The sequence below is a fragment of the Mycobacterium sp. OAE908 genome (genome assembly GCF_017872775.1).
Lineage (GTDB): Bacteria > Actinomycetota > Actinomycetes > Mycobacteriales > Mycobacteriaceae > Mycobacterium.
In genome coordinates this window covers 4,488,146-4,511,331 of sequence record NZ_JAGGJL010000001.1, presented here as the reverse complement: position 1 = coordinate 4,511,331, position 23,186 = coordinate 4,488,146, and the positions used below count along the sequence as shown (strand labels likewise).

Here is a 23,186-nt window from a genome sequence, read left to right as displayed (position 1 = left end):
ATTCGCGTTACAAGGCGCCCGAACGACGCAAGGTGTCGGCCAGTGCCTCGGCGATGCCCGGCGCAGCGGCCATGATCCGTCCTGCCGTGCGATCGGCCGCAGGCAATCGCAGCGTCGCGCCGGCCTCCGCCGCGATCAGCGCGCCTGCGGCCCAGTCCCAGACGTGCACGCCGTCCTCGTAGTACGCGTCGAGCGCGCCCGCGGCCACCATGCACAGATCGAGTGCAGCCGAGCCGATCCGTCGCACATCGCGCACGGCAGGCAGTAACCCGGTGAGAATCTCCGCCTGCCGCGCACGCTCCTCGCGCGAGTAGGAAAACCCGGTGCCTACCAACGACATTGACAGCTCGACGGCCGCGCTCGAGCGCAGTGATGTCGCTACCCCGTCGCGCCGCACGTGTGCACCGTGTCCCAACGCCGCGGAGTACAGCAGCCCGGCAGGCACGTTGGCGACGGCTCCGGCCAGCGACACACCGCCGCGCTGCACAGCCACGGACACCGCGTAGTTCTCGATCCCGTAGACGAAGTTGACCGTGCCGTCGATGGGGTCGAGCACCCAGGTCAGGCCGTCGCGACCGGTCGGGCCGCCTTCCTCCTCGCCGAGGATGGCCTCCCCCGGCCGCAGTTCGGCCAGCCGGTCGCGCAGCAGCCGCTCGGTTTCGGTGTCGACGACGGTGACGGGGTCGGTTGGCGTGCTCTTGGCCCGTACCGTGGCGCCGCCGCCCGGCGGGGGACTGCCGAAAACCTCGACGCGCCGCCGGAGGACGAACTCGGCGGCCTCCGTCGCCAGCTGCTCGGCGATCGAGCGCAACAGGACGGGATCGGTGTCGTTTTGCGTCACGGTTCCATCGCAACACATTCCCGTTAATCGGTTGGGCGACTGGGCCCCGCGCGCAACGGGACACGCGAGGTTTCCCGAGCTACTAGTGTGTGGGTCGCGTCGCACCTGCCCGCGTCTGGAGGAGCCCTCATGACCGCCACCGATTCACCCGCCGCGGACCCCAGCACCAACGGCGGCGCGCAACGCCGCGGCTTCGGCATCGACGTCGGCGGCAGCGGCGTCAAGGGCGGCATCGTCGACCTGGACACCGGGCAGCTGATCGGCGAGCGCTTCAAGCTGGAGACCCCGCAACCGGCCACCCCGGAGTCGGTCGCCAAGACGGTCGCCGCGGTCGTCAGGGAGTTCGGGTGGACCGAAAAGCTCGGCGTCACCTATCCCGGCGTGATCACCGACGGGATCGTGCGCACCGCGGCCAACGTCGACAAGCGCTGGCTCGGCGTCAACGTCCGCGAGGCGTTCGCCACCGCGCTCGACGGCCAGCAGGTGACGGTGCTCAACGACGCCGATGCGGCAGGCCTGGCCGAAGAGAAGTTCGGCGCAGGCCGGGACAACTCCGGGGTCATCGTGCTGCTGACATTCGGCACCGGCATCGGCTCGGCGGTGATCCACAACGGCGTACTGCTGCCCAATACCGAGTTCGGCCATCTCGAGGTCGGCGGTAAAGAAGCCGAGCACCGCGCGGCGTCCTCGATCAAGGAGAAAAAGGGCTGGAGCTACGAGCGCTGGACAAAAGAGGTGACCAGCGTCCTCATTGCCATTGAGAACGCAATCTGGCCCGACCTGTTCATCGCCGGCGGCGGAATTTCCCGCAAGGCTGACAAGTGGGTTCCGCTGTTGAAAAACCGCACGCCGGTGGTGGCCGCGGCGCTGCAGAACACCGCAGGCATCGTCGGTGCGGCGATGGCCGCCGACGTCGACGTCACCGCTACTGCCAAGTAGCCAGCGCACCGACGCGCCAAATTTGCCGCTCAACACGGCTGTACCTCACACTGTCGTTACAATGGTCGACGGCGGCCGCATCCCGGATAGCGGCGAGATCAACCGCCAATATTCGACATAGCCGACGCTTTTCGATGGTGCACGACCGTGCCCGTCGGATTTTGCAAGACCGAAAGGGTGTACGTGGCAGCGACAAAGGCACGCCCGGCGACCGATGAGCCGGTGAAGCGCACCGCTACCAAGACCCCCGCCAAGAAGGCTTCCGCGGCGGTGAAGTCAGCCAATGGCTCCGCCCCGGCGAAGCGGGCCACCAAGGCCCCCGCCAAGGCGGCGAAGGCTCCCGCGGCCAAGGCCGTCAAGGCCGCGGCGGCCAAGCAGCCCGCCAAGGCCAAAGCGGACGGTCCTGCTCCCCGCACTCGCGCCAAGAAGGCGACGTCGCCGGAGGGCACTATCGACGAAGACCTCACTGAGGAAGTCGAGGGTGACGACGATCTCGAAGCCGAGCCTGACGTCCTGGAGGACGACGCCGATATCGACCTGGAAGACCTCGAGGTCGACGACGAAACCCCCGACGAGGTAGCCGAAGAGGGCGAGGCCGAAGCGGTCGAAGGCGAAGCCAAGCAGCCCAAGGTCAAACCGGCTGAGAAGGCGGTCGGCGAGGACGACGAGGAGGAGATCGCCGAGCCGAGCGAAAAGGACAAGGCCTCAGGCGATTTCGTTTGGGACGAAGAGGAATCCGAGGCGCTGCGACAGGCCCGCAAGGATGCCGAACTCACCGCGTCCGCCGACTCGGTGCGCGCCTACCTCAAGCAGATCGGCAAGGTCGCGCTGCTCAACGCCGAGGAAGAGGTGGAGCTCGCCAAGCGGATCGAGGCCGGCCTCTACGCCACGCAGTTGATGTCCGAGCTGACCGAAAAGGGCGAGAAGCTGCCCGCCGCACAGCGCCGCGACATGATGTGGATCTGCCGCGACGGCGACCGCGCCAAGAACCACCTGCTCGAGGCCAACCTGCGTCTGGTGGTGTCGCTGGCCAAGCGCTACACCGGCCGCGGCATGGCGTTCCTCGACCTCATCCAGGAAGGCAACCTCGGCCTGATCCGTGCTGTCGAAAAGTTCGACTACACAAAGGGTTACAAGTTCTCGACGTACGCCACCTGGTGGATCCGGCAGGCGATCACCCGCGCGATGGCCGACCAGGCCCGCACCATCCGTATCCCGGTGCACATGGTCGAGGTGATCAACAAGCTCGGCCGCATTCAGCGTGAACTGCTCCAGGACCTGGGCCGTGAGCCGACGCCGGAAGAGCTGGCCAAGGAAATGGACATCACGCCGGAAAAGGTGCTGGAGATTCAGCAGTACGCGCGTGAGCCCATCTCGCTGGACCAGACCATCGGCGACGAGGGCGACTCGCAGCTCGGCGATTTCATCGAGGACTCCGAGGCGGTCGTCGCGGTCGACGCGGTGAGCTTCACCCTGCTGCAGGATCAGCTGCAGTCGGTGCTGGAGACGCTGTCCGAGCGCGAGGCAGGCGTGGTGCGGCTGCGGTTCGGCCTCACCGACGGACAGCCCCGCACGCTCGACGAGATCGGCCAGGTCTACGGGGTCACCCGCGAGCGCATCCGCCAGATCGAGTCCAAGACGATGTCAAAGTTGCGCCACCCCAGCCGTTCTCAGGTGCTGCGCGACTACCTGGACTAGGTCATTCGCGTTTCACGGCCCAGCGGCATGACGGTCGTCGCGGCCGCCGGTCTTCTGATCGTCGGCCTGACGGGCTGCTCGTCTGCGCACACGCCCAGCCACGCCGACACGCTGAAGGCGTGGCGAACTCACGCGCAGCCGTCGATCGACAGAATGAACGACGCGATGACGTGGTTCGAGGGCGCGGTGAAAAGCTCCGATTACACCGGCGCGCTTGACGCATGTCGCGCATTCGCCGGCGGGGTGGACAGTCTGGAGCGGCAATTGCCGACACCCGACGACGACGTGACGGCCGTGCTGAAGGAAGCGGTCAGCCACTTCCGTGACTTCGACCGCGAGTGTGTGACGGTCAATGCACAGATGACCCAGGACCAAGCCAACGTCTTGGTGTCCTACCGGGACAAGGGAATCGAGCGGATCAAGACGGCCGTCGACATGATGGATCGCATCGAAGCGCAGTAACTCGAACACACCGCTGACCGGTCGAAGCTGTGCGGTTGCTGAACAGGTATGGTCTCGCCGTGCCTGAAAAGCCCCCGGTGATTCCGCCGCCTGCGCTTGTCCGAGTGATCAACACCGTGCGCGCCGGCGCGCAACGCGTCAGCCGTGTCCTCGCACCCGGCGGCGTCAACATTCTCGAGTTGCTGACCGGTGCCTGGACCGCACAGTCGCTCTACGTCGCGGTCAAACTCGGCATCCCCGACGAGCTGGCCAAGGGGCCCCTTTCGGCTGACGAGGTAGCCCGCCGCGTCGGCGCGGACCCGAGCGCGGTCTACCGGTTGATGCGTGCGCTGGCGTCGCGTGGCGTGCTGCGCCAGCGCCGGAACAACACATTCAAACTCACGTCGATCGGCAAGGCGTTGCGGACCGGCACCCCGGGGTCGGTGCGTGACTTCGCGTTGTTCCTCGGTCATCCGCTGCGCTGGGAGGACTGGGGCAACCTGCTGTACTCGGTGCAGACCGGGAAGCCGTCGGTGGACATGCTGCGCGGCATGCCGTTTTTCGAGTACGTCGAGACCGACGCCGACCTGGCCGATGCGTTCAACAACGCGATGACGGCAGGCAGCGAATTCGCCATCTACGCGGTGCTGGCCGCCTACGACTTCACCGGCTTCCGCAGGATCATCGACGTCGGGGGCGGGCACGGCAGGCTGCTCTCGATGATCCTGGCGAAGGCGGAGGCCGCGCGCGGGGTCCTCTACGACCTGCCTGCCGTGGTCGACGGCGCGGGCCCGGAATTGACGAAAGCCGGTGTGGCCGCCCGCTGCGAGGTCCTCGGCGGCTCCTTCTTCGACTCAGTCCCCGAAGCCGGTGACGCGTACCTGATGAAGGCGATCCTGCACGACTGGGACGACGACGACGCGCTGAGGATCCTCAACAACATCCGGTCGGCGATATCCCCCGGCGGCAAGCTGGTGCTGCTGGAAAGTGTTCTGCCCGAACGGTCTTCATCGGACATCGGTCTGCTGATCGACCTCGAGATGCTGGTGGCCGTCGGCGGCAAGGAACGCACTCACGCCGAGTGGGCGAACCTGTTGAGCCGGGCCGGTTTCCGGCTGAACAGGGTCATCCGCACCGCGACGCCGGTGTCGATCATCGAGGCTGTCCCGGTCTGATCAGCTCCGCGAATCACGCCACGCCAGAGCCTCTTTCAGCTCTGTGAGGTCATAGCCGTCGCTGGCCAGTGCCGACACTTGAAACATCGTCACCCCGGCGTCGGCGAAGCGCTGAGCGTCATCGGGGTTCGTCCACGCCACCGCTCGCTCGATTTCCCGCTCGTCACGGCCGATCCGCTGGGCGTGGTCGACGACGATGTCGTTCTTGCGCAGAAAGGTCTCCACGTCGGCGTGCACGTGCCAGATGTCGGCGAATCGCGCGACCGTGGGCAGCGTCTTGCGCTCGCCTCCCCCGCCGATGAGGATCGGGATCTTGCGCACCGGCGGTGGCAGGAGCTTGGGCAACCGGTTCTCGATGCGCTCCAAGGCGTCGACGAACACTGCGTGGCGTGATGCGACAGTGCCGAACTCGTAGCCGTACTCGGTGTAGTCGGGCTCGTACCAGCCTGCGCCGAGTCCGAGGATCAAGCGTCCACCGCTGATGTGGTCGACGGTGCGGGCCATGTCGGCCACCAGATCGGGATTGCGAAACCCGGCACCCGCGACCAACAGCCCGATCTCGGCTCTGTTCGTGATTTCGGCCCACGAGGCAAGTGCCGTCCAACTCTCGAAATTCGGCAGCGACGGATGGTCCTCGTCGACGACTGGCCGACCGTCGACGATGCCCGTGATCGCCGGCACGACGAAGTGGTCATAGCCGAGCAGGACGTCGACGCCGGCGTCCTCGGCGCGCAACACGGTGTCGCGCCACGCGGCGTAGTTCGGAGTGCCTCCCGGTGGGATCTGAACGGAGATGCGGATCGGTCTGGTCATGGCCTGTCCGACCTCGCGGTCGCGAAAATTATTCCGTCGCGGCGTGTCTGGGAATCTGCTCAGCGTTTCTTGTCGCGCACCTTGTACGTCGACGGCCACGACTCCCTGGTCTCGTCGCCGACCAACGGGACGCCCTTGCTGCCGATCCTGATGTCGTACGGCTCCTTGCCGGGGCCGACTTCGCGGTTGGCGTGTTCGGTCGCCAGATAGATCAACTGGTCGATCTCGGCCTCGGCGAACGCGACAAAGGTGGTCTTGCGCACGATGTCCTCGGGTGGCGGGGCCATCCTCTCGGGCAGGATCCGCGATGCCAGGGCCGCAGCGCCGAGCAACGAGAACGGGACAACCCAGTAGCAGACGAACGACAGCGGGGTCTTGGTGTCGAGGATGGTGGCGTCGCCCTGAACGATGGGCGGGATGGCCGAGGACACCGTCATGCCTGCGAACGCCGCGATCCAGATCCACGTCAAAAGCGAGGTGATCTTCTTGAAGAGGTCGCTTTCCACCACCTCCTTGGGTTGGTCCGCTTCGGCGATCTCGCGCACGAACGGCCTGCCGACAAGCGCGCTGATCAACGCGACGAGAAAGATTCCGGCGTTGCTGAGCGGCTGTATCCAGCGCTCCATGAAGGACTGATTCAGCGTGAACGTCAGCGCTGCCAGAATCAAAAACGTTGCAATCGCGCCGATTTCGAGCGTGCGGCCGGGCGCTCCCCTGACCCGTCCGATCACGAAGGACAGCACCGCCACCGCGAGCGCGACCAAGACCGCCGTCGCGAACGGAACATTGCCGACAAGGACCCAATAGACGATCCACGGCGCGAAACCCAACAGAATGCCCACGGAGGGCAGTCTAAGTTGTCAGTCAACGGCCGAACTGTAAACCTCTTGCACGGCCGGTACCGGCCGCTAGTTTGAACTGATGACGCAGCGCCGCACGGTGTCTTCAGGCTCGGAGTATGAGTCTCTGGTCGGCTACTCGCGCGCGGTCCGGACCGGCCCGCTGATCGCGGTGGCAGGGACAACAGGCGCGGGCGACGACGTCGCGGCTCAAGCACGGGATGCGTTGCGCCGCATAGAAATTGCGCTGCATGAGGCGGGCGGTTCGTTGGCCGATGTCGTGCGTACCCGCATGTACGTCACCGACATCTCGTTGTGGCAGGAAGTCGGCGCGGTGCACGCCGAGGTGTTCGGCGAAATCCGGCCGGTTTCCACCATGGTGGAAGTGTCCGCGCTCATCGCGCCCGAGCTGCTCGTCGAGATCGAGGCCGACGCCTACATCGCCTAGGGCAGCTCGGCGAACCGGCCCCGCTCGTCGGGCAGGTAGGGCGTGACGTTTATCACAGCATTTACGGGCAATGCCCCATACAAATGCGGGAACAACATGGCATCGGGATCGGAGGGGACACCGGGTTCCCATCGGACAGGAGCGGTCAGTTGTGCGGGATCGATTCGCAGGAGCACAAGATCGGTTCGCCCGGCGTAGAGCCGGTTGGCCGGCAAATGAACCTGCTCAGGCATCGACAGGTGAACGAAGCCGTTCGCTTGCAGCGAATCGGGCCGGTGCTCGCCCGCGGCCAGGGCCGAGCGCCATTCGTCGTTGCTGCACAGATGGACCAGGACGGTCGGGCGTTGACGCATACCGCCAGCCTGCACCCGCTGCAAATCGGCACAAGCGTGAGACACGACACACCCGTAAACGGCCGGGGAACAAGGCCGGAACCGAAAACGTCTGAGACAGTGGATGTACGCGAATCATTACGGAGGTCGCCATGAACGCAACGCTCACCAGTCCCGAACTAACCAGGGCTGACCGCTGCGATCGCTGCGGGGCGGCCGCACGTGTACGCGCGAAGCTGCCTTCGGGAGCGGAGTTGCTGTTTTGCCAGCATCACGCCAACGAGCACGAGACCAAGTTGGTCGAACTCGCCGCGGTCATCGAAGTCAGTCCGCTGGAGCCGTAACACCGAATAGGCAATGCTGGTCTGGTCATGACTGACCAGTCCGAGCCTCTCCCGGTGCCGCCGTCGCGTCACCACGTCTGGCACATCGCGCGGCGCACATTGGCAAAAAGCTGGGACGATTCGATCTTTTCGGAGTCCGCGCAAGCGGCGTTCTGGTGCGCGCTGTCGCTGCCGCCCCTGCTGTTGGGGATGCTGGGCAGCCTGGCCTACATCGCGCCGTTGTTCGGTCCGGACACCCTGCCGACGATCCAGGAGCAGTTCATCAGCACGGCCGGGCGGTTTTTCTCGCCCAACGTCGTCAACGAGATCATCGCGCCGACGGTCCGAGACATCGTCAGAGGTGCCCGCGGCGAGGTGGTGTCGGTCGGGTTCGTGATCTCGTTGTGGGCCGGTTCCTCGGCGATCTCGGCCTTCGTCGACTCGATCACCGAGGCGCACGACCAGACTCCGCTGCGCCACCCGGTGCGTCAGCGTTTCTACGCGCTGGGCCTGTATGTGGTGATGCTCGTCGGGGCGATCGTGACGGCGCCGCTGCTCGCGCTTGGACCGCGCAAGATCGCCGAGTACCTCCCGGACAGCTGGGACAACGTGCTGGCCTACGGCTATTACCCGGTGCTGATCGTGAGCCTGACCGTGGCGATGAACGTCCTCTACCGAGTGTCGCTGCCCAAACCACTACCGTCGCACCGGCTCTTGATCGGCTCGGTGCTCGCGACCGCCGTGTTCCTGATCGCCACGTTCGGGCTTCGTCTCTATCTGACGTGGATCACCAGCACCGGCTACACCTACGGCGCGCTCGCGACGCCCATCGCGTTCTTGTTGTTCGCGTTCTTCCTCGGGTTCGCGATCATGATCGGCGCCGAGTTGAACGCCGCGATCCAAGAGGAATGGCCTGCCCCGGTCACCCACGCCAAGCGGTTCCGCTGGTGGCTCGAGGAGAAGGCCGAGTCATTCAACGGATCCGGCCCGATGGCCACCCAGCCGGCGACGGCGACGACGGCCGACCCGGAAGCTACTTCTTGAGCTTCTCGTAGATCCGCTTGCACTCCGGGCACACGGGCGAGCCCGGCTTGGCGGCACGGGTCACCGGAAACACCTCGCCACAGAGCGCGACGACGTGCGTACCCATGACGGCGCTTTCGGCGATCTTGTCTTTCTTCACATAGTGGAAGTACTTCGGGGTATCGCTGTCAGTCCCGTCGTCGACGCGTTCGTCGGTGTCGGTGCGCTCGATCGTCTGGGTTCGCATGTTCCCATTTTGCCTGTAAGAAATCCGACTCGTACAGCGGATCACGAGTGTGGAACAGTGGAGCTATGAAACAAGGCCCAGAGCTGAGTTTCGACGACGACGGTCGGCCCGTTCTGATCACCGCCGCCGCGCCTTCCTACGAAGTCCAGCACCGCGCGCGGGTACGCAAGTACCTGACGCTGATGTTCTGGCGCGTTCCCGCACTGATCTTCGCCGCCGTCGCGTACGGCATCTGGCAGAACGGTCTCATCTCACTGGCGATCCTTCTGGTCTCGGTTCCGCTGCCCTGGATGGCGGTGCTGATCGCCAACGATCGCCCACCGCGGCGGGCCGAGGAACCGCGGCGCTACGACACAGCGCGCCGGATACCGCTGTTTCCGACGGCCGAGCGGCCCGCCCTCGAGCGCGGCACCCGGCCTGCGCCGCAAGCGGACGAGGGCGATTCCCCGCGCGATGTTCCCAGCTGAGAAAGTTCTGGCTCTATTCTCAGGAGAATTTCAGGTCGGGCCCGAATAACCGCTGATCAGAAGGTGTGAACCGGGCGACGGGTGGGAACTCTTAGCGGCACGTGGGCGTTGTAGCTCATGACAGTTCGACCCGATCAGGAGGCCGTCATGGCAAATGCCACCACCGCACGCATCGACTCCGACCTGGACGCCCAAAGTCCGGCCGCTGACCTGGTGCGCGTGTACTTGAACGGCATTGGCAAAACGGCCTTGCTCAATGCCGCCGATGAGGTCGAACTCGCAAAGCGCATTGAGGCGGGCCTTTACGCGGCACATCTGCTCGAGACGCGGAAGCGCTTGGGCGAGAACCGCAAACGTGATCTTGCTGCCGTCGTCCGCGACGGTGAGGCCGCTCGTCGCCATCTGCTGGAGGCGAATCTGCGACTGGTGGTGTCGCTGGCGAAGCGCTACACCGGTCGCGGGATGCCGTTGCTGGACCTGATTCAGGAAGGCAACCTCGGCCTGATTCGCGCGATGGAGAAGTTCGACTATGCCAAGGGATTCAAGTTCTCGACGTACGCCACGTGGTGGATTCGCCAGGCGATCACCCGCGGCATGGCCGACCAAAGCCGCACCATCCGGTTGCCTGTGCACCTCGTCGAGCAGGTGAACAAGCTGGCGCGGATCAAGCGCGAGATGCACCAGAACCTCGGCCGTGAGGCCACCGACGAGGAACTGGCTGCCGAATCGGGCATTCCCGCCGAGAAGATTGCCGATCTGCTCGAGCACAGCCGCGATCCGGTGAGCCTGGACATGCCCGTCGGCAGCGACGAGGAAGCCCCGCTTGGCGACTTCATCGAGGACGCCGAGGCGATGTCTGCCGAGAACGCGGTGATCTCCGAGCTGCTGCACACGGATATCCGCCACGTGCTGGCGACGCTGGACGAGCGCGAGCAGCAGGTCATTCGGCTGCGGTTCGGCCTCGACGACGGCCAGCCACGCACCCTTGACCAGATCGGCAAGCTGTTCGGGTTGTCCCGGGAGCGGGTGCGCCAGATCGAGCGCGAGGTGATGGCCAAGCTGCGCAATGGCGAGCGCGCCGATCGGCTGCGGTCCTACGCCAGCTAGCTACTGACCAAACGACCCCGCCGGACCCCCCGCCGGCGGGGTCGTTGCCGTGTGCGACTCAGTTTTCCCAGCTTGACCGGTAGACTCTGGCGTGACGGAGGGTTGCCTAATGAACGATCTTGTCGATACCACCGAGATGTACTTGCGTACCATCTACGACCTCGAAGAAGAGGGCGTAGTACCCCTGCGTGCGCGCATCGCGGAGCGCCTCGAGCAGAGTGGCCCGACCGTCAGCCAGACCGTGTCGCGGATGGAGCGAGACGGGCTGCTGCATGTCGCCGGTGACCGTCATCTCGAGCTCACCGACAAGGGGCGCTCGCTGGCCATCTCCGTCATGCGCAAGCACCGGCTCGCCGAGCGGCTGTTGGTCGACGTGATCGGACTGCCGTGGGAGGAAGTGCACGCCGAGGCCTGCCGCTGGGAGCACGTGATGAGCGAAGACGTCGAGCGCAGGCTCGTTCAGGTGCTCAACAACCCCACCACCTCTCCGTTCGGCAACCCCATTCCCGGTCTTTCCGAACTCGGTGTCGACGACTTGGGCAACGATGCCGTGAACCTGGTGCGGCTCACCGAACTGCCGTCGGGGATGCCGGTGGCGGTAGTAGTGCGACAGCTCACCGAACACGTCCAGGGCGACACCGAACTGATCTCGAGGCTCAAGGACGCCGGCGTCGTGCCGAATGCCAGGGTGACCGTTGAGGTCAACGACCACGGCGGGGTCATGATCGTGATCCCCGGCCACGAGCAGGTCGAGCTTCCCCACCACATGGCACACGCCGTGAAGGTCGAAAAGGTCTGACCCACAACCTCATCCGGCGCGCCGTCCGAACGTGCGCACCGGAGGTAACTGCACACCGAGCCGATCGGCCAGCCGGTAACCCGTGAGCGCCAGATCGCGAATCTTCTCGGGCCGAAGGCCCGACTGCAGCGCCGTGTCGAGCATGCCGGCCATGCGATGTGTCGGGTCGACGCGCAGCGCGGCTTCCAGCGACACGCCCGCCAGCGGGCCGTCGCCGCGCGCGTAGGCCGAGAACGCCAGCAGCACCAGAGCCTCGACCCGCCACGGCTCCGGCAGAGTGCGCGACAGCAGCGCCCACAGCCCCTCGGCTTGTCCGGCGTTCACACCGATCGCCAGCCCGTAGAGCGTGTCGCGAACCCGAAGATCGGTCAGCGCCAACGCCAGCCGGGATACTTCGTCGTCATCGAGGTCGATGCCGGTGGCGACACGTGAGGCAGCCGCGATGGCCGCCTCGACGTCGGCCCGTGCCGCCTCGTCCGGGCGTCCGGCGACATCTGCTGCGTCGTTTCCGATGACCTGCGCGAGCGCCGCGGCTCGGCCGGGATCGACCACCTCGATGACTTCCTGCAGCTCAGCACGCCGGGCATACAGCCTGCGGCCGTCGAGGACCGCGGCCATAGCGAGCGGCGAGGCCGACGGGTCGTCGACGGTGCCCGCGTTGCCGCACCCGTCCGCGCAGTGCCACCGCCCGCCTGCGGCGACGCGGTCGACCACGTGCGCGGCGAGTAGCTCGATGCCGCGGTTGGCCAGCGCTGCCGTCAGATCCTCGGCCAGCTCGCGGTACTCGTCGCTGCACATCCGGCAGCCGAAGCCGTCCTCATCGATCACCACCGCGATCGCCGAATCAGGTTTGGCTGCGGCCGCGACGTCGGCGATGTGCGCGAGAGAGTGCGGCAATTCCTCTGAAAGGTCAACGCGCATAACGCATCCCATCTCGCCGCCGGCGACGGTCACGAGCACGAGGGATTTCTCAGGCACGAAGCCGAGTACGGCGGGTAAGGCCGCGATCAGCACGCCGGGCCGGTTGAGGTGAAAGTCGGATGATTGCGATGTCGTCATGCCCACAAGGTCGCAACGCGCACCGCCGGATTTCGTGATGCGGCGCCTCATCCGCGGGCACCTGTGGATGAGTTCGCGGCTGGGGACAACCTAAGGCGCCGATGCTAGAGGCAAATATTCACGCGCCGTTGACGCCCGTCGGCGTGCGAATCGACCTCAAGCGGCGTAGACCTTTTGCCATGGGTTCAATGGTTGAGTACGACCTCGTCGTCATCGGTTCGGGTCCGGGCGGTCAGAAAGCCGCGATCGCGGCGGCAAAGCTCGGCAAGTCGGTGGCGGTTGTTGAGCGCGGTCGGATGCTCGGCGGTGTTTGCGTGAACACCGGAACCATCCCGTCCAAGACCCTGCGCGAGGCCGTCGTCTACCTGACCGGCATGAGCCAGCGCGAACTGTACGGGGCCAGCTACCGCGTCAAGGAGAAGATCACCCCCGGCGACCTGTTGGCGCGCACCAGCCACGTCATCGGCAAGGAGCAGGACGTCGTCCGCTCGCAGTTGATGCGCAACCGCATCGACCTCGTGCAGGGCCATGGCCGGTTCCTCGACGCACACACCGTGCTCGTCGAGGAGCCGACGCGGGGCGAGCGGACCACCGTGGTCGGCGAGTACGTCGTGATTGCGACCGGCACCAAGCCTGCCCGCCCCACGGGTGTCGAGTTCGACGAGGAGCGGGTGCTCGACTCCGACGGGATACTCGACCTCAAGTCGCTGCCGTCCACCATGGTCGTGGTCGGCGCCGGCGTGATCGGGATCGAGTACGCGTCGATGTTCGCCGCGCTGGGCACCAAGGTCACCGTGGTGGAGAAGCGGGACAACATGCTCGACTTCTGCGATCCCGAGATCGTCGAGGCGCTCAAGTTTCACCTGCGCGACCTGGCCGTGACGTTCCGGTTCGGCGAGGAGGTCACCGCCGTCGACGTGGGTTCGGCCGGCACCGTCACCACCCTGGCGAGCGGCAAGCAGATCCCCGCGGAAACAGTCATGTACTCGGCGGGCCGCCAAGGCCAGACCGAGCACCTGGATCTGGCCAGCGCCGGCCTCGAAACCGACAGTCGCGGAAGGATTGTCGTCGACAGTAACTTCCAGACGAAGGTCGACCACATCTACGCCGTCGGCGATGTGATCGGCTTCCCCGCGCTGGCCGCCACCTCCATGGACCAGGGCCGGCTGGCCGCCTATCACGCGTTCGGTGAACCCGCGAAGGGCATGACGGATCTGCAGCCGATCGGCATCTACTCCATTCCTGAGGTGTCCTACGTCGGTGCCACCGAAGTCGAACTGACGAAGAACTCGATCCCCTACGAGGTCGGGGTGTCGCGATACCGCGAGCTGGCGCGGGGACAGATCGCCGGTGATTCCTACGGCATGCTCAAACTCCTGGTGTCGACCGACGACCTGAAGTTGTTGGGCGTGCACATCTTTGGCACCAGTGCGACCGAGATGGTGCACATCGGTCAGGCCGTGATGGGCTGCGGTGGCACGGTCGAATACCTCGTCGACGCGGTCTTCAACTATCCGACGTTTTCGGAGGCCTACAAGGTCGCTGCGCTCGACGTGATGAACAAGCTGCGCGCACTCAACCAGTTCCGCACCTAGCCGTCTAGTCGCACTCGTCGTCGAACACCGTCGGCGCGGCGTCGCCCGGTCCGCCCGCCTCGGCACGCGACAGCAACCGCTTGACCGCGTCATCGAAAGGCGGTGAGTACGAGATGCTTTCGTCTGCGCATCCCCCACCGTTCAGCCCGCCGATCACGCCCGCGACTGTCGAACCGTCGATCCACGGTGCGCCGGAAAGTCCGTTGACCAACTCCGCGCAGTCGAACGAGGGAAATCCGTTGGTGGTGGGCGCCGTTGGGGTGCGACAGCCGATCGGGCCGCCCCCGACGCCCATCGCGTAGCCGGCGACGGTGATAACCGTTCCGGGTTTGGGCGCCTGCCCGAGTTTCAGGCCGCCGCCTGCTGACTCTTGCACGGATCCGCCTGCGACCCGGCTCACCCGCGCGATCGCGAAATCGGCCATCGGGTCCTGGTTCTGCACCCACCGGGGATCGAGATAAACGGCGTCGACGTGCCAGAAGTCCTCAGGTGCGGCGGCGTCGTGCAAGCCGGCAACGAATGTCGCGTCGACGCCCTCTGCCACGCAGTGTGCCGCGGTGAGGATGAGATCACCGGTGGCAGAGTCCAGCACCCCGCCCGTGCAGGTGTGCAGATCACCTCCCCCAAGGAACACCGCGCCAACCCGCGGATCGGGCGGCATCGGCTTCGCGGTCGGCGACGCGTTGGCAGACTGCGGCGCTTTCGCGGCGGCGGTCGCTGCCGGCTTGACCGGCTCGTGCTTCGCACACGCCTGCGCGGACAACGGCAACGCGGCCAGCAGGCCGGCCACCAGGGCGGCCCGCCCGGTCGCAGAGAAGCGCATGAGCACCGATCTTGCCTCACCGCGGGGTTTCGCGGTTGCGGCAAATATTCTTCGAGGCTCGGCGAGACCCGCGGCACAGGGCTGGAATGAGATGTCCGCGGTGTCTTGTTCGAACAAATGGGTAGGCAGCAATCGCATCCACCGCGAAATGCGCCACACTTAGACAGACAGGTGCCAGGAGGCGACGAATGACTGAGAACGCCGATCGACCAGAGCAGCACTACCAGCCCGAGCACACCGGGATGTATGAGCTGGAGTTTCCCGCGCCGCAGCTGTCCTCGGCCGACGGCAGCGGCCCGGTGCTGATCCACGCCCTCGAGGGGTTTTCAGACGCCGGACACGCGATCCGGCTGGCTGCCCAGCACCTGAAGAACAGCCTGGACACCGAGCTGGTCGCGTCGTTCGCGATCGACGAACTGCTGGACTACCGGTCGCGGCGCCCGTTGATGACCTTCAAGACCGACCACTTCACCGCCTACGAGGAGCCCGAGCTCAACCTGTACGCGCTGCACGACAGCGTAGGCACGCCGTTTCTGCTGCTCGCGGGCATGGAGCCCGACCTGCGGTGGGAGCGGTTCATCACGGCCGTGCGGTTGCTGGCCGAGCGCCTCGGTGTGCGTCGGGTGATCGGCCTCGGCACCATCCCGATGGCGGTGCCGCATACCCGGCCCATCACGATGACCGCACACTCCAACGACAAGGAACTGATCAAAGAGCACACGCCGTGGGTGGGCGAGGTGCAGGTGCCCGGCAGCGTTTCCAACCTGCTGGAGTTCCGGATGGCCCAGCACGGTCACGAGGTGGTCGGCTTCACCGTGCACGTGCCGCACTACCTGGCGCAGACCGATTACCCGTCGGCAGCCGAGGCGCTGCTTTCCGAGGTCGCCAGGAGCGGTTCGCTGCAATTCCCGCTGGCCGAGCTGACGCAGGCCGCCGCCGAAGTGCACGACAAGATAAACGAGCAGGTCGAGGCCAGCAGCGAAGTTGCTCAAGTGGTGGAGGCCCTGGAGCGCCAGTACGATGCGTTCGTCGCCGCTCAGGAGAATCGGTCACTGCTGGCGCGCGACGAAGATCTACCCAGCGGAGACGAACTCGGCGCCGAGTTCGAGCGGTTCCTCGCACAACAGGCCGACGAGAAACCCAAGGACGACAACTAGCCGCCACGCCGGCCCGACGACGAAGTTGGCTAACTTGACGGAGCGAAAGCCCAATCTGCGTCCCGTGCGGGAACTGACACCCTCGCTGCAGTTCCGCACCATCCACGGATACCGGCGCGCGTTCCGGGTGGCCGGCTCCGGCCCAGCGATCCTGTTGATTCACGGCATCGGCGACAACTCCACCACGTGGAGCACCGTGCAGTCCAAGCTGGCGCAACGGTTCACGGTCATTGCGCCCGATCTGCTGGGCCACGGCAAGTCCGACAAACCCCGCGCCGACTACTCCGTGGCCGCCTACGCCAACGGGATGCGCGACCTGTTGTCGGTCCTCGACATCGACAACGTCACAGTGGTCGGGCATTCGCTCGGTGGCGGCGTCGCCATGCAATTCGCTTATCAGTTCCCGCAATTGGTGGACCGGCTGATTCTTGTCGGCGCAGGTGGGGTGACCAAGGACGTCAACGTCGCGCTGCGGATCGCCTCGTTGCCGATGGGCAGTGAGGCGCTGGCGCTGCTGCGGTTACCGATGGTGCTGCCGGCGATGCAGGTGGTTGGCCGCGTTGCGGGAGCCGTGTTGGGGTCGACCGGTCTCGGCCGCGATCTGCCCGACGTGCTGCGCATCCTTGCCGACCTGCCCGAGCCGACCGCCTCGTCGGCGTTTGCCCGTACGCTGCGTGCAGTCGTGGACTGGCGTGGCCAGGTGGTCACCATGCTGGACCGATGTTATTTGACGCAATCGGTTCCGGTGCAATTGATTTGGGGCGACCGCGACTCGGTGATCCCGGTGGGCCATGCCCGGATGGCGCATGCGGCGATGCCGGGCTCGCAGTTGGAGATCTTCGAAGGTTCCGGGCATTTCCCGTTCCATGACGACCCCGACCGTTTCGTCGAGGTGGTCGAGAAGTTCATCGATTCGAACGATCCCGCGGTGTACGACCAGGAGTACCTCCGCAGCTTGTTGCGGTCGGGCGTCAGTGAGGGTGCGATCTCCGGATCGGTCGACACCAGGGTCGCAGTGCTCGACGCGATGGGCGCCGACGAGCGCAGCGCCACCTGATTCGGCGACCACGTAGCATCGGCCACATGGCCATCGACGTGACAGTGTTGCGCGTTTTCACCGACGAGGACGGCAACTTCGGCAACCCCCTCGGCGTCGTCGACGCCAGTCAGGCCGCCCCGGCGGAGCGTCAGCGGATAGCCGCCCAATTGGGTTACAGCGAAACGATATTCATCGACGTGCCGAATCCTGGCACCCCCACCGCGCAGGCCCGCATCTATACGCCTGCCACCGAGTTGCCGTTCGCCGGTCATCCGACGGTTGGCGCATCGTGGTGGCTGCGCGACCGCGGCACCCCAGTGAAAACCCTGCAGGTGCCCGCGGGGCTGGTGCAGGTGACCTATGAGGACGACGTCACCGCCGTGAGTGCGCGCTCGGAGTGGGCGCCGGAGTTCGCCATCTACGACCTGGATTCGACCGACGAACTCTTCGACGCCGACCCGGACGATTACCCCGACGACATCCAGAACTACTTGTGGACATGGACCGACCGCGAGCGCGGTGTGATCCGATCGCGGATGTTCGCCGCGAATCTCGGCGTGCCCGAGGACGAGGCGACGGGTGCCGCGGCGGTGCGGATCACTGACTACCTCAGCCGCGACCTGACCATCGTGCAGGGAAAGGGCTCGGTGATCCTCACGAGGTGGAGCCCTGAGGGCTGGGTACGCGTCGCCGGTCGCGTCGTAAACGACGGAACCAAACAGATCGACTGAATCGGCCGGGCGAATCAGCTCTTCGCGGGGACCTCGCGGGCGGCGCGCAGCGCCTCGATCTCCCGCTCGAAATCCTCGGCCGACTCGAATGATCGATACACCGAGGCGAACCGCAGATAGGCGACCTCGTCGAGTTCCCGCAGCGGGCCCAGGATCGCCAGCCCGACTTCGTGGCTGGGCACCTCCGGCGAACCCGTCGCCCGCACTGCGTCCTCCACTTGCTGGGCGAGCATGTTCAACGCGTCGTCGTCGACCTGTCGGCCCTGGCAGGCGCGCCGCACACCCCGGACTACCTTCTCGCGACTGAACGGTTCAGTGACCCCGCTGCGCTTGACCACCGCCAACACGGCCGTCTCCACAGTGGTGAAACGCTTGCCGCACTCCGGGCATGATCTGCGCCGCCGGATCGCCTGCCCCTCGTCGGTTTCGCGGGAATCCACGACCCGGGAATCGGGGTGACGGCAGAACGGACAATGCATCACCGCTCCTTCGCCACGACGACATACAACTACCTCGAACCTCTTCGAGCGTACCTGCGTGCCACCACCCTGGCCCAGCGTCGGGCCTATTCGGGCGCCTGTCGTCGATGTGGCTACCGAAAGCGCTGTGCGGCAATATCTTTCACCGCTCACGTCGGATCAACTGCCGATGGGTGCGATGAGTGTCTGACCGGCCTGCAGCGCCACCGAATCGAGCTGGTTGAGCTCCTGGATGCGCTCGACGACCTGGCCCACGGGCGAGTCGGGGGCCACGCGGTGTGCCACTTGCTGAAGCGTCTCCCCGGTCTGCACCTGCACCACGGCCAACTTGGCCGGCACGGGCGCGTCGCCTCCGGTCACCCCGCCGAGCTGCGCGACCAGGCCCAGCCACACCGTGATGCCTGCCGCGACAAGGGCAAGCAACACCGTGGTCGCCGGGGTGATCGGCCGCCGGCGATGCGATGCCCGCGACATCAGCACGCCGGTACCGCGGTACCGCATCGGCGCCGCGTCGGGCCTGCTCGCCCGCGGCCGCCTGGTCTCCGCCTGGCGGGACCGCGGCCTGACCACCGGCCTGAGGACCGAATCCGAGTGGATTTCTCGCGTGTCGAGGATCGCCATCTGCTTGCCTTCCGTTCCGGCTTTGTTCGCTCTTGTGTTCGAATGCTATCGCTCATGTGTTCGATTTGTAGAACATGTGATCGAACTGTTGCCAAACGATAGGACAGCCCACCGACAAATTCCGGCCATGCGATCCGCCGGCCGTCCCACAGGCGACACGCCTCGAACACATGTTTGATTATTGGATCGGCGCGGACTACATTCGGCGCCATGAGCGATGACAGCGACCCGAGTGAAGGCACTGCCGGCGCCGATAGCCCCGGACGCCGAGGCCTCGACAGAGGCCTGACAGAACGTCAGCGCACCATCCTCGAAGTCATCCGCGCCTCGGTGACCAGTCGCGGCTACCCGCCCAGCATCAGGGAAATCGGCGATGCGGTCGGGCTGACGTCGACCTCGTCGGTGGCTCATCAACTGCGCACGCTGGAGCGCAAGGGCTACCTGCGACGCGATCCGAACCGCCCACGTGCGGTCGATGTCCGCGGTTCCGACGAAGGGGTCACGCCGATCGTCGCTACCGACGTCGCGGGCTCAGACGCCCTCCCGGAACCCACATTCGTTCCGGTGCTCGGCCGCATTGCCGCGGGCGGACCGATCCTGGCCGAAGAGGCGGTCGAAGATGTCTTCCCACTTCCGCGCGAATTGGTCGGCGAGGGGTCGCTGTTCCTGCTGAAGGTGGTCGGCGATTCGATGGTCGACGCGGCCATCTGCGACGGTGACTGGGTGGTGGTGCGTCAGCAGAACGTGGCCGACAACGGCGACATCGTCGCGGCCATGATCGACGGCGAGGCCACGGTCAAGACTTTCAAGCGCACCCGCGGTCAGGTGTGGCTGATGCCGCACAACCCGGCGTTCGATCCCATCCCCGGCAATGACGCGGCCGTGCTCGGCAAGGTCGTCACGGTGATCCGCAAGATCTAATTCGCCCTGACGAAACCGTTGGTGCGGGCGAGTTCCTCGCTGGCGAACCAGATTTCGGCGCGCGCGTCATCGTAGAGGGTGGTGCCCGGCGCCCAGTACAACCCCGTCTTGGTGTCCGCCTTGATCGGGTAGCCCTCTGGCGCCTCGTCGGGATCGTCAAGCGGCAGATGCAGCGCGGTGCCGTTGGGCGACGGTTCGTCGATCTCGATCCGCGCGTGACGTCCGGTGTCGGTCAAGGGGTCGCGTTCCCCGCCGGTCGGCAGCCGGGTCGGCGTGGTGTCGACCTTATCGGGGTCTTCGTCACTGTCTTGTGGCGCAACGTCTTTCACGGCTCCCGGTGCGGTGAACCGTTCGCGCGTGGTGTCGGCTTCGTCGTCGTCCTCGTCAGCCTCTTCGGCGTCGTCGGGAGGTTCGGGCGGCGCGCCCCATACGCTCATCGGCGAGGGGTGGTGCTCCTCGCCGCCGGACATCGACGGCGGCGAACCCAGCCCCTGGTTCGCATAGCGACTGCTGAACAGTTCCGCGGAATGATCGTCTGGATACGACGACCCGAATTCGTCCTCGTCCTCGTCATCGAAGAAGTCGTCGTCGGCGCGGCCCCGACGGTTGCGCATCGCCGCGACCGCTACCAGTCCCACCAACACCGCCACCGGAAGGATCGCAAGCAGCCACCACCAGCTCCACGCAAACCACTTCGTGCCGTTGCTATTTGAGCTCTGCGGGTTGGCGGGCGGCGCCTTGGGTGCTTCCTGTCCCGGCACCTGCAACCCGGCGAGCTGCGAAGCCAGGCTCGCGGGCTCGGTGCTGAAGGAATTCTTGGAGCGATCCCAGGAAACGACGCCACCGCTGAACCGCTGTGTGACCACATTCCCGTTCTCGGTCTGGTCGGCCATGGGGGCGCCAAGCGCGCCTGTTGCGCCGCCCAGCTTGTCCCAGGCCGCGCTCATCGCGCCGCGCACGATGACGGCACCGTAGTCGGGCGTCCAGAAGATGACCGGCTGGTCCTTACCGGAGAAGGTGGTCATCCGGCTGTTGGGCAGACCGCCGTCGACCTCACTGGTGGCCGGCAGGCCCAAGTCGCCCTGCGGCCCTCCGACAGTTTCGTACTTCGCCAGAACCTGTCCGGTGACGACATTGGCTCCCGTAGCCGGGCTGTAGAAGATCTTGCCGCCGGCGAAATTCTGGCCGAGTCCGTCGGTGCCGATCTTGTACGGCTCGCCTTGCGCTGCGCCCAGCGGACCAAGCGGTCCCCCCGCGGCGCGCCGTGCCGCGTTGATCGCCGACGTCGGGTCCTCCGGAATCTGCAGGTCGGCTAGCTGTGCGGCGAGCTCAGGCGGAACCGTCGTGAAGGTTTTGGACTTTCTGTCGTAGGACACCTCACCGTTGGTGAACTTCTGGGTGACGACGTTGCCGCGATACGTCTCGTCGTCGGTTGGCACGCCCAGCTGTCCCGCCGACCCGCCCAGCTTGTCCCAGGCAGCGTTGATCGGCCCGCGAACGACCCGCGCGCCGGTGTCCGGCGTCCAGAAGATGACCGGGTTGTCCGGCGCACTGAACGTGGTGTTGCGGCTGTCAGGAGCCTTCCCCGCGCCTTCGTCGATCGTCGGGAAGCCGAGGTCGCCGTCCGCGGGCCCGCCCAGCGACATGTATTTGTCGAGGATCGCGCCCATCATGGCGTGGGCGCCGGTGGCCGGTGTGAAGAAGATCTTGCCGCCGGGAAAGTTCTGGCCGAAGCCGTCACCGGCCGGATAGACGCCGCCGTCCTTCGGGCCGAGCGGGCCGGTATCGCCGCCGGTGGCCTGCCACGCCGCCGTGATCGCGGCATCGGCATCGTCCTGGGGGGTGGCCACCGCGACGGGTGCGAACCAGAGCAGCGCCGCAGCACTCAACAGGCCGATGGTCGTTCGCGCGATCAGGCCCCTGCCCACCATGCCCCGTTTCGTCATCAGACAGGTCACGTTGATGATGGCGTTCGTGACCATGCCAGACGACGATAACCAAGCTCGACGTGCGATACGGCGCAACCCGGTGTTCGGCGTGCCGTTGCGCGTTGGCTAGACGCCCATGCTGCGGCCGATGATCTCCTTCATGATCTCTGTGGTGCCGCCGTAGATGGTCTGCACGCGGGCGTCGAGATACGCCCTGGCGACCGGATATTCGCGCATGTAGCCATAGCCGCCGTGTAGTTGCAGGCATCGGTCGATCAGATGCACCTGCTTTTCGGTGGAGTACCACTTCGCCATCGCCGCCTGCTCGGCGGTCAGCTTCTCCTCGAGATGTAGCTTGAGGAACTCGTCGACCATCATGCGCACCACGGTGGCCTCGGTGGCGAGCTCGGCCAACAGGAACCGGCTGTTCTGCTGGCTACCGATCGGGCGGCCAAATGCCTTGCGCTCCTTGGTGTATTGCAGGGTCTCCTCGAGAACGGCCTCCATCGCCGCGGCCGCCATCACTGCGATGCCGATCCGCTCCTGGGGCAGATTCTGCATCAGGTAAATGAAGCCGTGGCCCTCCTCGCCGAGCAGGTTCTCCGCGGGCACCTTCACGTCGGTGAAGGACAGTTCTGCGGTGTCCTGAGCGTCGAGGCCGATCTTGTCGAGTTTGCGGCCGCGCTCGAAACCCTCCATTTCACGCTCGACGACGAGCAGCGAGAAACCCATCGCGCCCTTGTCCGGATCGGTCTGGGCCACCACGATCACCAGGTCGGCGTTGATCCCGTTGGTGATGAATGTCTTCGCACCGTTGAGGATGTAATGGTCGCCCTCTTTGACGGCGCGCGTCTTGATGCCCTGCAGGTCGCTGCCGGTGCCCGGTTCGGTCATCGCGATCGCGGTGATGGTCTCCCCGGTGCAGAACTGCGGCAGCCACCGCTGCTTCTGCTCTTCGTTCGCCAATCGCAGCAGGTAGGGCATGACGACATCGTTGTGAAGGCCGAAGCCGATGCCGCTATAGCGCCCAGCGACGGTCTCCTCGTTGATGACCACGTTGTAGCGGAAGTCCGGATTGCCACCGCCGCCGTACTCCTCGGGCACCGCCATGCCGAGAAAGCCCTGCTTACCGGCTTCCAGCCAGACGCCGCGGTCGACGATCTTCTCTCGCTCCCACTGCTCGTGGTACGGCGCCACGTGCCGCTCGAGGAAGGCGCGATAGGACTCGCGGAACAGATCGTGCTCGGGCTCGAAGAGGGTGCGGTCGTATTTGACGACGCTGCCCATGGCGGACCTCCATGAGTTGGTACGGGCTGTTACCGCCAAACGTACCCCATCCAA

26 protein-coding genes are annotated in these 23,186 nt (G+C 65.8%); 15 read left to right on the top strand and 11 right to left on the bottom strand.

The window, feature by feature from the left end; translation table 11 throughout:
* Positions 1 to 7 precede the first annotated feature (7 nt).
* On the bottom strand, positions 8 to 841 hold the full coding sequence (locus tag J3E61_RS22310; protein ID WP_210085004.1) for an inositol monophosphatase: 834 nt from the start codon (positions 839 to 841) through the stop codon (positions 8 to 10).
* 129 nt (positions 842 to 970) lie between these two features.
* On the opposite strand from J3E61_RS22310, the gene J3E61_RS22305 reads away from it, so the two are divergent.
* The 4 genes from J3E61_RS22305 to J3E61_RS22290 all read left to right on the top strand — a co-directional run bounded on the left by J3E61_RS22305 (position 971) and on the right by J3E61_RS22290 (position 5,094).
* Positions 971 to 1,780: an ROK family protein gene (locus J3E61_RS22305; RefSeq protein ID WP_192720892.1), complete on the top strand. Its 810-nt coding sequence runs from the start codon at positions 971 to 973 to the stop codon at positions 1,778 to 1,780.
* 183 nt (positions 1,781 to 1,963) lie between these two features.
* Complete coding sequence (locus J3E61_RS22300; RefSeq protein ID WP_192720893.1) at positions 1,964 to 3,478, top strand: RNA polymerase sigma factor; 1,515 nt, start codon at positions 1,964 to 1,966, stop codon at positions 3,476 to 3,478.
* A 27-nt stretch (positions 3,479 to 3,505) separates the two neighbouring features.
* Positions 3,506 to 3,940, top strand: coding sequence for a hypothetical protein (locus tag J3E61_RS22295; RefSeq protein WP_210085003.1), 435 nt, complete (start codon positions 3,506 to 3,508; stop codon positions 3,938 to 3,940).
* Positions 3,941 to 3,999: 59 nt separating this feature from the next.
* Complete coding sequence (locus tag J3E61_RS22290) at positions 4,000 to 5,094, top strand: helix-turn-helix domain-containing protein (RefSeq protein WP_210085002.1); 1,095 nt, start codon at positions 4,000 to 4,002, stop codon at positions 5,092 to 5,094.
* Here J3E61_RS22290 and J3E61_RS22285 read toward each other — a convergent pair whose 3' ends face one another.
* Both J3E61_RS22285 and J3E61_RS22280 read right to left on the bottom strand, forming a co-directional pair.
* The gene (locus tag J3E61_RS22285) at positions 5,095 to 5,907 is read right to left on the bottom strand and encodes an LLM class F420-dependent oxidoreductase (RefSeq protein ID WP_210085001.1); all 813 of its coding nucleotides are present in this window, start codon (positions 5,905 to 5,907) and stop codon (positions 5,095 to 5,097) included. It lies immediately after the preceding gene.
* Between the two features lie 59 nt (positions 5,908 to 5,966).
* Positions 5,967 to 6,749 (bottom strand): hypothetical protein, encoded by a 783-nt coding sequence (locus J3E61_RS22280; RefSeq protein ID WP_210085000.1) that lies wholly within the window; start codon positions 6,747 to 6,749, stop codon positions 5,967 to 5,969.
* Positions 6,750 to 6,828: 79 nt separating this feature from the next.
* Here J3E61_RS22280 and J3E61_RS22275 point away from each other — a divergent pair, with 79 nt between their 5' ends.
* Complete coding sequence (locus J3E61_RS22275) at positions 6,829 to 7,194, top strand: RidA family protein (RefSeq protein WP_210084999.1); 366 nt, start codon at positions 6,829 to 6,831, stop codon at positions 7,192 to 7,194.
* Here J3E61_RS22275 and J3E61_RS22270 read toward each other — a convergent pair.
* The gene (locus tag J3E61_RS22270; protein ID WP_192720899.1) at positions 7,191 to 7,547 is read right to left on the bottom strand and encodes a DUF952 domain-containing protein; all 357 of its coding nucleotides are present in this window, start codon (positions 7,545 to 7,547) and stop codon (positions 7,191 to 7,193) included. The genes J3E61_RS22275 and J3E61_RS22270 overlap by 4 nt on opposite strands.
* A 131-nt stretch (positions 7,548 to 7,678) precedes the next feature.
* Here J3E61_RS22270 and J3E61_RS22265 point away from each other — a divergent pair, with 131 nt between their 5' ends.
* Positions 7,679 to 7,870 (top strand): hypothetical protein, encoded by a 192-nt coding sequence (locus J3E61_RS22265; RefSeq protein WP_192720900.1) that lies wholly within the window; start codon positions 7,679 to 7,681, stop codon positions 7,868 to 7,870.
* A 27-nt stretch (positions 7,871 to 7,897) separates the two neighbouring features.
* On the top strand, positions 7,898 to 8,893 hold the full coding sequence (locus tag J3E61_RS22260) for a YihY/virulence factor BrkB family protein (protein WP_210084998.1): 996 nt from the start codon (positions 7,898 to 7,900) through the stop codon (positions 8,891 to 8,893).
* On the opposite strand, the gene J3E61_RS22255 is transcribed toward J3E61_RS22260, so the two are convergent.
* Positions 8,883 to 9,119 carry a DUF3039 domain-containing protein gene (locus tag J3E61_RS22255; RefSeq protein WP_041313890.1) on the bottom strand — a complete coding sequence of 79 codons (237 nt, stop codon included), beginning with the start codon at positions 9,117 to 9,119 and terminating at the stop codon, positions 8,883 to 8,885. The genes J3E61_RS22260 and J3E61_RS22255 overlap by 11 nt on opposite strands.
* A 65-nt stretch (positions 9,120 to 9,184) precedes the next feature.
* On the opposite strand from J3E61_RS22255, the gene J3E61_RS22250 reads away from it, so the two are divergent.
* From J3E61_RS22250 to J3E61_RS22240, 3 genes are all read left to right on the top strand, one after another.
* Positions 9,185 to 9,586, top strand: a complete 402-nt coding sequence (locus J3E61_RS22250) for a DUF3099 domain-containing protein (protein WP_192720902.1) — start codon at positions 9,185 to 9,187, stop codon at positions 9,584 to 9,586.
* A gap of 147 nt (positions 9,587 to 9,733) precedes the next feature.
* Positions 9,734 to 10,693: a sigma-70 family RNA polymerase sigma factor SigB gene (gene sigB / locus J3E61_RS22245; protein WP_192720903.1), complete on the top strand. Its 960-nt coding sequence runs from the start codon at positions 9,734 to 9,736 to the stop codon at positions 10,691 to 10,693.
* Positions 10,694 to 10,802: 109 nt separating this feature from the next.
* Positions 10,803 to 11,492, top strand: a complete 690-nt coding sequence (locus J3E61_RS22240; RefSeq protein WP_192720904.1) for a FeoA domain-containing protein — start codon at positions 10,803 to 10,805, stop codon at positions 11,490 to 11,492.
* A gap of 9 nt (positions 11,493 to 11,501) precedes the next feature.
* Here J3E61_RS22240 and J3E61_RS22235 read toward each other — a convergent pair whose 3' ends face one another.
* Complete coding sequence (locus tag J3E61_RS22235; protein ID WP_210084997.1) at positions 11,502 to 12,551, bottom strand: DUF4192 domain-containing protein; 1,050 nt, start codon at positions 12,549 to 12,551, stop codon at positions 11,502 to 11,504.
* A gap of 188 nt (positions 12,552 to 12,739) precedes the next feature.
* Here J3E61_RS22235 and sthA point away from each other — a divergent pair, with 188 nt between their 5' ends.
* Positions 12,740 to 14,146: a Si-specific NAD(P)(+) transhydrogenase gene (gene sthA, locus J3E61_RS22230; RefSeq protein WP_192722371.1), complete on the top strand. Its 1,407-nt coding sequence runs from the start codon at positions 12,740 to 12,742 to the stop codon at positions 14,144 to 14,146.
* Between the two features lie 4 nt (positions 14,147 to 14,150).
* Here sthA and J3E61_RS22225 read toward each other — a convergent pair whose 3' ends face one another.
* Complete coding sequence (locus J3E61_RS22225) at positions 14,151 to 14,969, bottom strand: trypsin-like peptidase domain-containing protein (protein ID WP_210084996.1); 819 nt, start codon at positions 14,967 to 14,969, stop codon at positions 14,151 to 14,153.
* Positions 14,970 to 15,157: 188 nt separating this feature from the next.
* Between J3E61_RS22225 and J3E61_RS22220 the strand changes: the two genes are divergently transcribed.
* The 3 genes from J3E61_RS22220 to J3E61_RS22210 are packed head-to-tail and all read left to right on the top strand — an operon-like array spanning position 15,158 to position 17,896.
* On the top strand, positions 15,158 to 16,126 hold the full coding sequence (locus J3E61_RS22220; RefSeq protein WP_210084995.1) for a PAC2 family protein: 969 nt from the start codon (positions 15,158 to 15,160) through the stop codon (positions 16,124 to 16,126).
* A gap of 34 nt (positions 16,127 to 16,160) precedes the next feature.
* Positions 16,161 to 17,183: an alpha/beta fold hydrolase gene (locus tag J3E61_RS22215; RefSeq protein WP_192720908.1), complete on the top strand. Its 1,023-nt coding sequence runs from the start codon at positions 16,161 to 16,163 to the stop codon at positions 17,181 to 17,183.
* A gap of 26 nt (positions 17,184 to 17,209) precedes the next feature.
* A complete protein-coding gene (locus J3E61_RS22210) occupies positions 17,210 to 17,896 on the top strand; it encodes a PhzF family phenazine biosynthesis protein (protein WP_210084994.1) in 687 nt (228 codons plus the stop codon).
* Between the two features lie 14 nt (positions 17,897 to 17,910).
* Here the strand turns inward: J3E61_RS22210 and nrdR are convergent, their stop codons facing one another.
* Positions 17,911 to 18,375, bottom strand: a complete 465-nt coding sequence (gene nrdR, locus J3E61_RS22205; RefSeq protein ID WP_192720910.1) for a transcriptional repressor NrdR — start codon at positions 18,373 to 18,375, stop codon at positions 17,911 to 17,913.
* Between the two features lie 159 nt (positions 18,376 to 18,534).
* A complete protein-coding gene (locus J3E61_RS22200; protein WP_210084993.1) occupies positions 18,535 to 18,996 on the bottom strand; it encodes a LysM peptidoglycan-binding domain-containing protein in 462 nt (153 codons plus the stop codon).
* A gap of 210 nt (positions 18,997 to 19,206) precedes the next feature.
* Between J3E61_RS22200 and lexA the strand changes: the two genes are divergently transcribed.
* Positions 19,207 to 19,917 carry a repressor LexA gene (gene lexA / locus J3E61_RS22195; protein ID WP_210084992.1) on the top strand — a complete coding sequence of 237 codons (711 nt, stop codon included), beginning with the start codon at positions 19,207 to 19,209 and terminating at the stop codon, positions 19,915 to 19,917.
* Here the strand turns inward: lexA and J3E61_RS22190 are convergent.
* Both J3E61_RS22190 and J3E61_RS22185 read right to left on the bottom strand, forming a co-directional pair.
* Complete coding sequence (locus J3E61_RS22190) at positions 19,914 to 21,863, bottom strand: LGFP repeat-containing protein (RefSeq protein WP_210085659.1); 1,950 nt, start codon at positions 21,861 to 21,863, stop codon at positions 19,914 to 19,916. The two genes, lexA and J3E61_RS22190, sit on opposite strands and share 4 nt — an antisense overlap.
* 108 nt (positions 21,864 to 21,971) lie before the next feature.
* Positions 21,972 to 23,132, bottom strand: a complete 1,161-nt coding sequence (locus tag J3E61_RS22185; RefSeq protein WP_192720913.1) for an acyl-CoA dehydrogenase family protein — start codon at positions 23,130 to 23,132, stop codon at positions 21,972 to 21,974.
* Positions 23,133 to 23,186 lie beyond the last annotated feature (54 nt).

Coding starts and splice junctions, on each gene's coding strand:
- J3E61_RS22305 (WP_192720892.1), top strand. CDS start 971: ATGACCGCCACCGATTCACCCGCCGCGGACCCCAGCACCAACGGCGGC.
- J3E61_RS22295 (WP_210085003.1), top strand. CDS start 3,506: ATGACGGTCGTCGCGGCCGCCGGTCTTCTGATCGTCGGCCTGACGGGC.
- J3E61_RS22285 (WP_210085001.1), bottom strand. CDS start 5,907: ATGACCAGACCGATCCGCATCTCCGTTCAGATCCCACCGGGAGGCACT.
- J3E61_RS22275 (WP_210084999.1), top strand. CDS start 6,829: ATGACGCAGCGCCGCACGGTGTCTTCAGGCTCGGAGTATGAGTCTCTG.
- J3E61_RS22270 (WP_192720899.1), bottom strand. CDS start 7,547: ATGCGTCAACGCCCGACCGTCCTGGTCCATCTGTGCAGCAACGACGAA.
- J3E61_RS22265 (WP_192720900.1), top strand. CDS start 7,679: ATGAACGCAACGCTCACCAGTCCCGAACTAACCAGGGCTGACCGCTGC.
- J3E61_RS22260 (WP_210084998.1), top strand. CDS start 7,898: ATGACTGACCAGTCCGAGCCTCTCCCGGTGCCGCCGTCGCGTCACCAC.
- J3E61_RS22255 (WP_041313890.1), bottom strand. CDS start 9,119: ATGCGAACCCAGACGATCGAGCGCACCGACACCGACGAACGCGTCGAC.
- J3E61_RS22250 (WP_192720902.1), top strand. CDS start 9,185: ATGAAACAAGGCCCAGAGCTGAGTTTCGACGACGACGGTCGGCCCGTT.
- sigB (WP_192720903.1), top strand. CDS start 9,734: ATGGCAAATGCCACCACCGCACGCATCGACTCCGACCTGGACGCCCAA.
- J3E61_RS22240 (WP_192720904.1), top strand. CDS start 10,803: ATGAACGATCTTGTCGATACCACCGAGATGTACTTGCGTACCATCTAC.
- J3E61_RS22235 (WP_210084997.1), bottom strand. CDS start 12,551: ATGACGACATCGCAATCATCCGACTTTCACCTCAACCGGCCCGGCGTG.
- sthA (WP_192722371.1), top strand. CDS start 12,740: ATGGTTGAGTACGACCTCGTCGTCATCGGTTCGGGTCCGGGCGGTCAG.
- J3E61_RS22225 (WP_210084996.1), bottom strand. CDS start 14,969: ATGCGCTTCTCTGCGACCGGGCGGGCCGCCCTGGTGGCCGGCCTGCTG.
- J3E61_RS22220 (WP_210084995.1), top strand. CDS start 15,158: ATGACTGAGAACGCCGATCGACCAGAGCAGCACTACCAGCCCGAGCAC.
- J3E61_RS22210 (WP_210084994.1), top strand. CDS start 17,210: ATGGCCATCGACGTGACAGTGTTGCGCGTTTTCACCGACGAGGACGGC.
- nrdR (WP_192720910.1), bottom strand. CDS start 18,375: ATGCATTGTCCGTTCTGCCGTCACCCCGATTCCCGGGTCGTGGATTCC.
- J3E61_RS22200 (WP_210084993.1), bottom strand. CDS start 18,996: ATGGCGATCCTCGACACGCGAGAAATCCACTCGGATTCGGTCCTCAGG.
- lexA (WP_210084992.1), top strand. CDS start 19,207: ATGAGCGATGACAGCGACCCGAGTGAAGGCACTGCCGGCGCCGATAGC.
- J3E61_RS22190 (WP_210085659.1), bottom strand. CDS start 21,863: ATGACGAAACGGGGCATGGTGGGCAGGGGCCTGATCGCGCGAACGACC.
- J3E61_RS22185 (WP_192720913.1), bottom strand. CDS start 23,132: ATGGGCAGCGTCGTCAAATACGACCGCACCCTCTTCGAGCCCGAGCAC.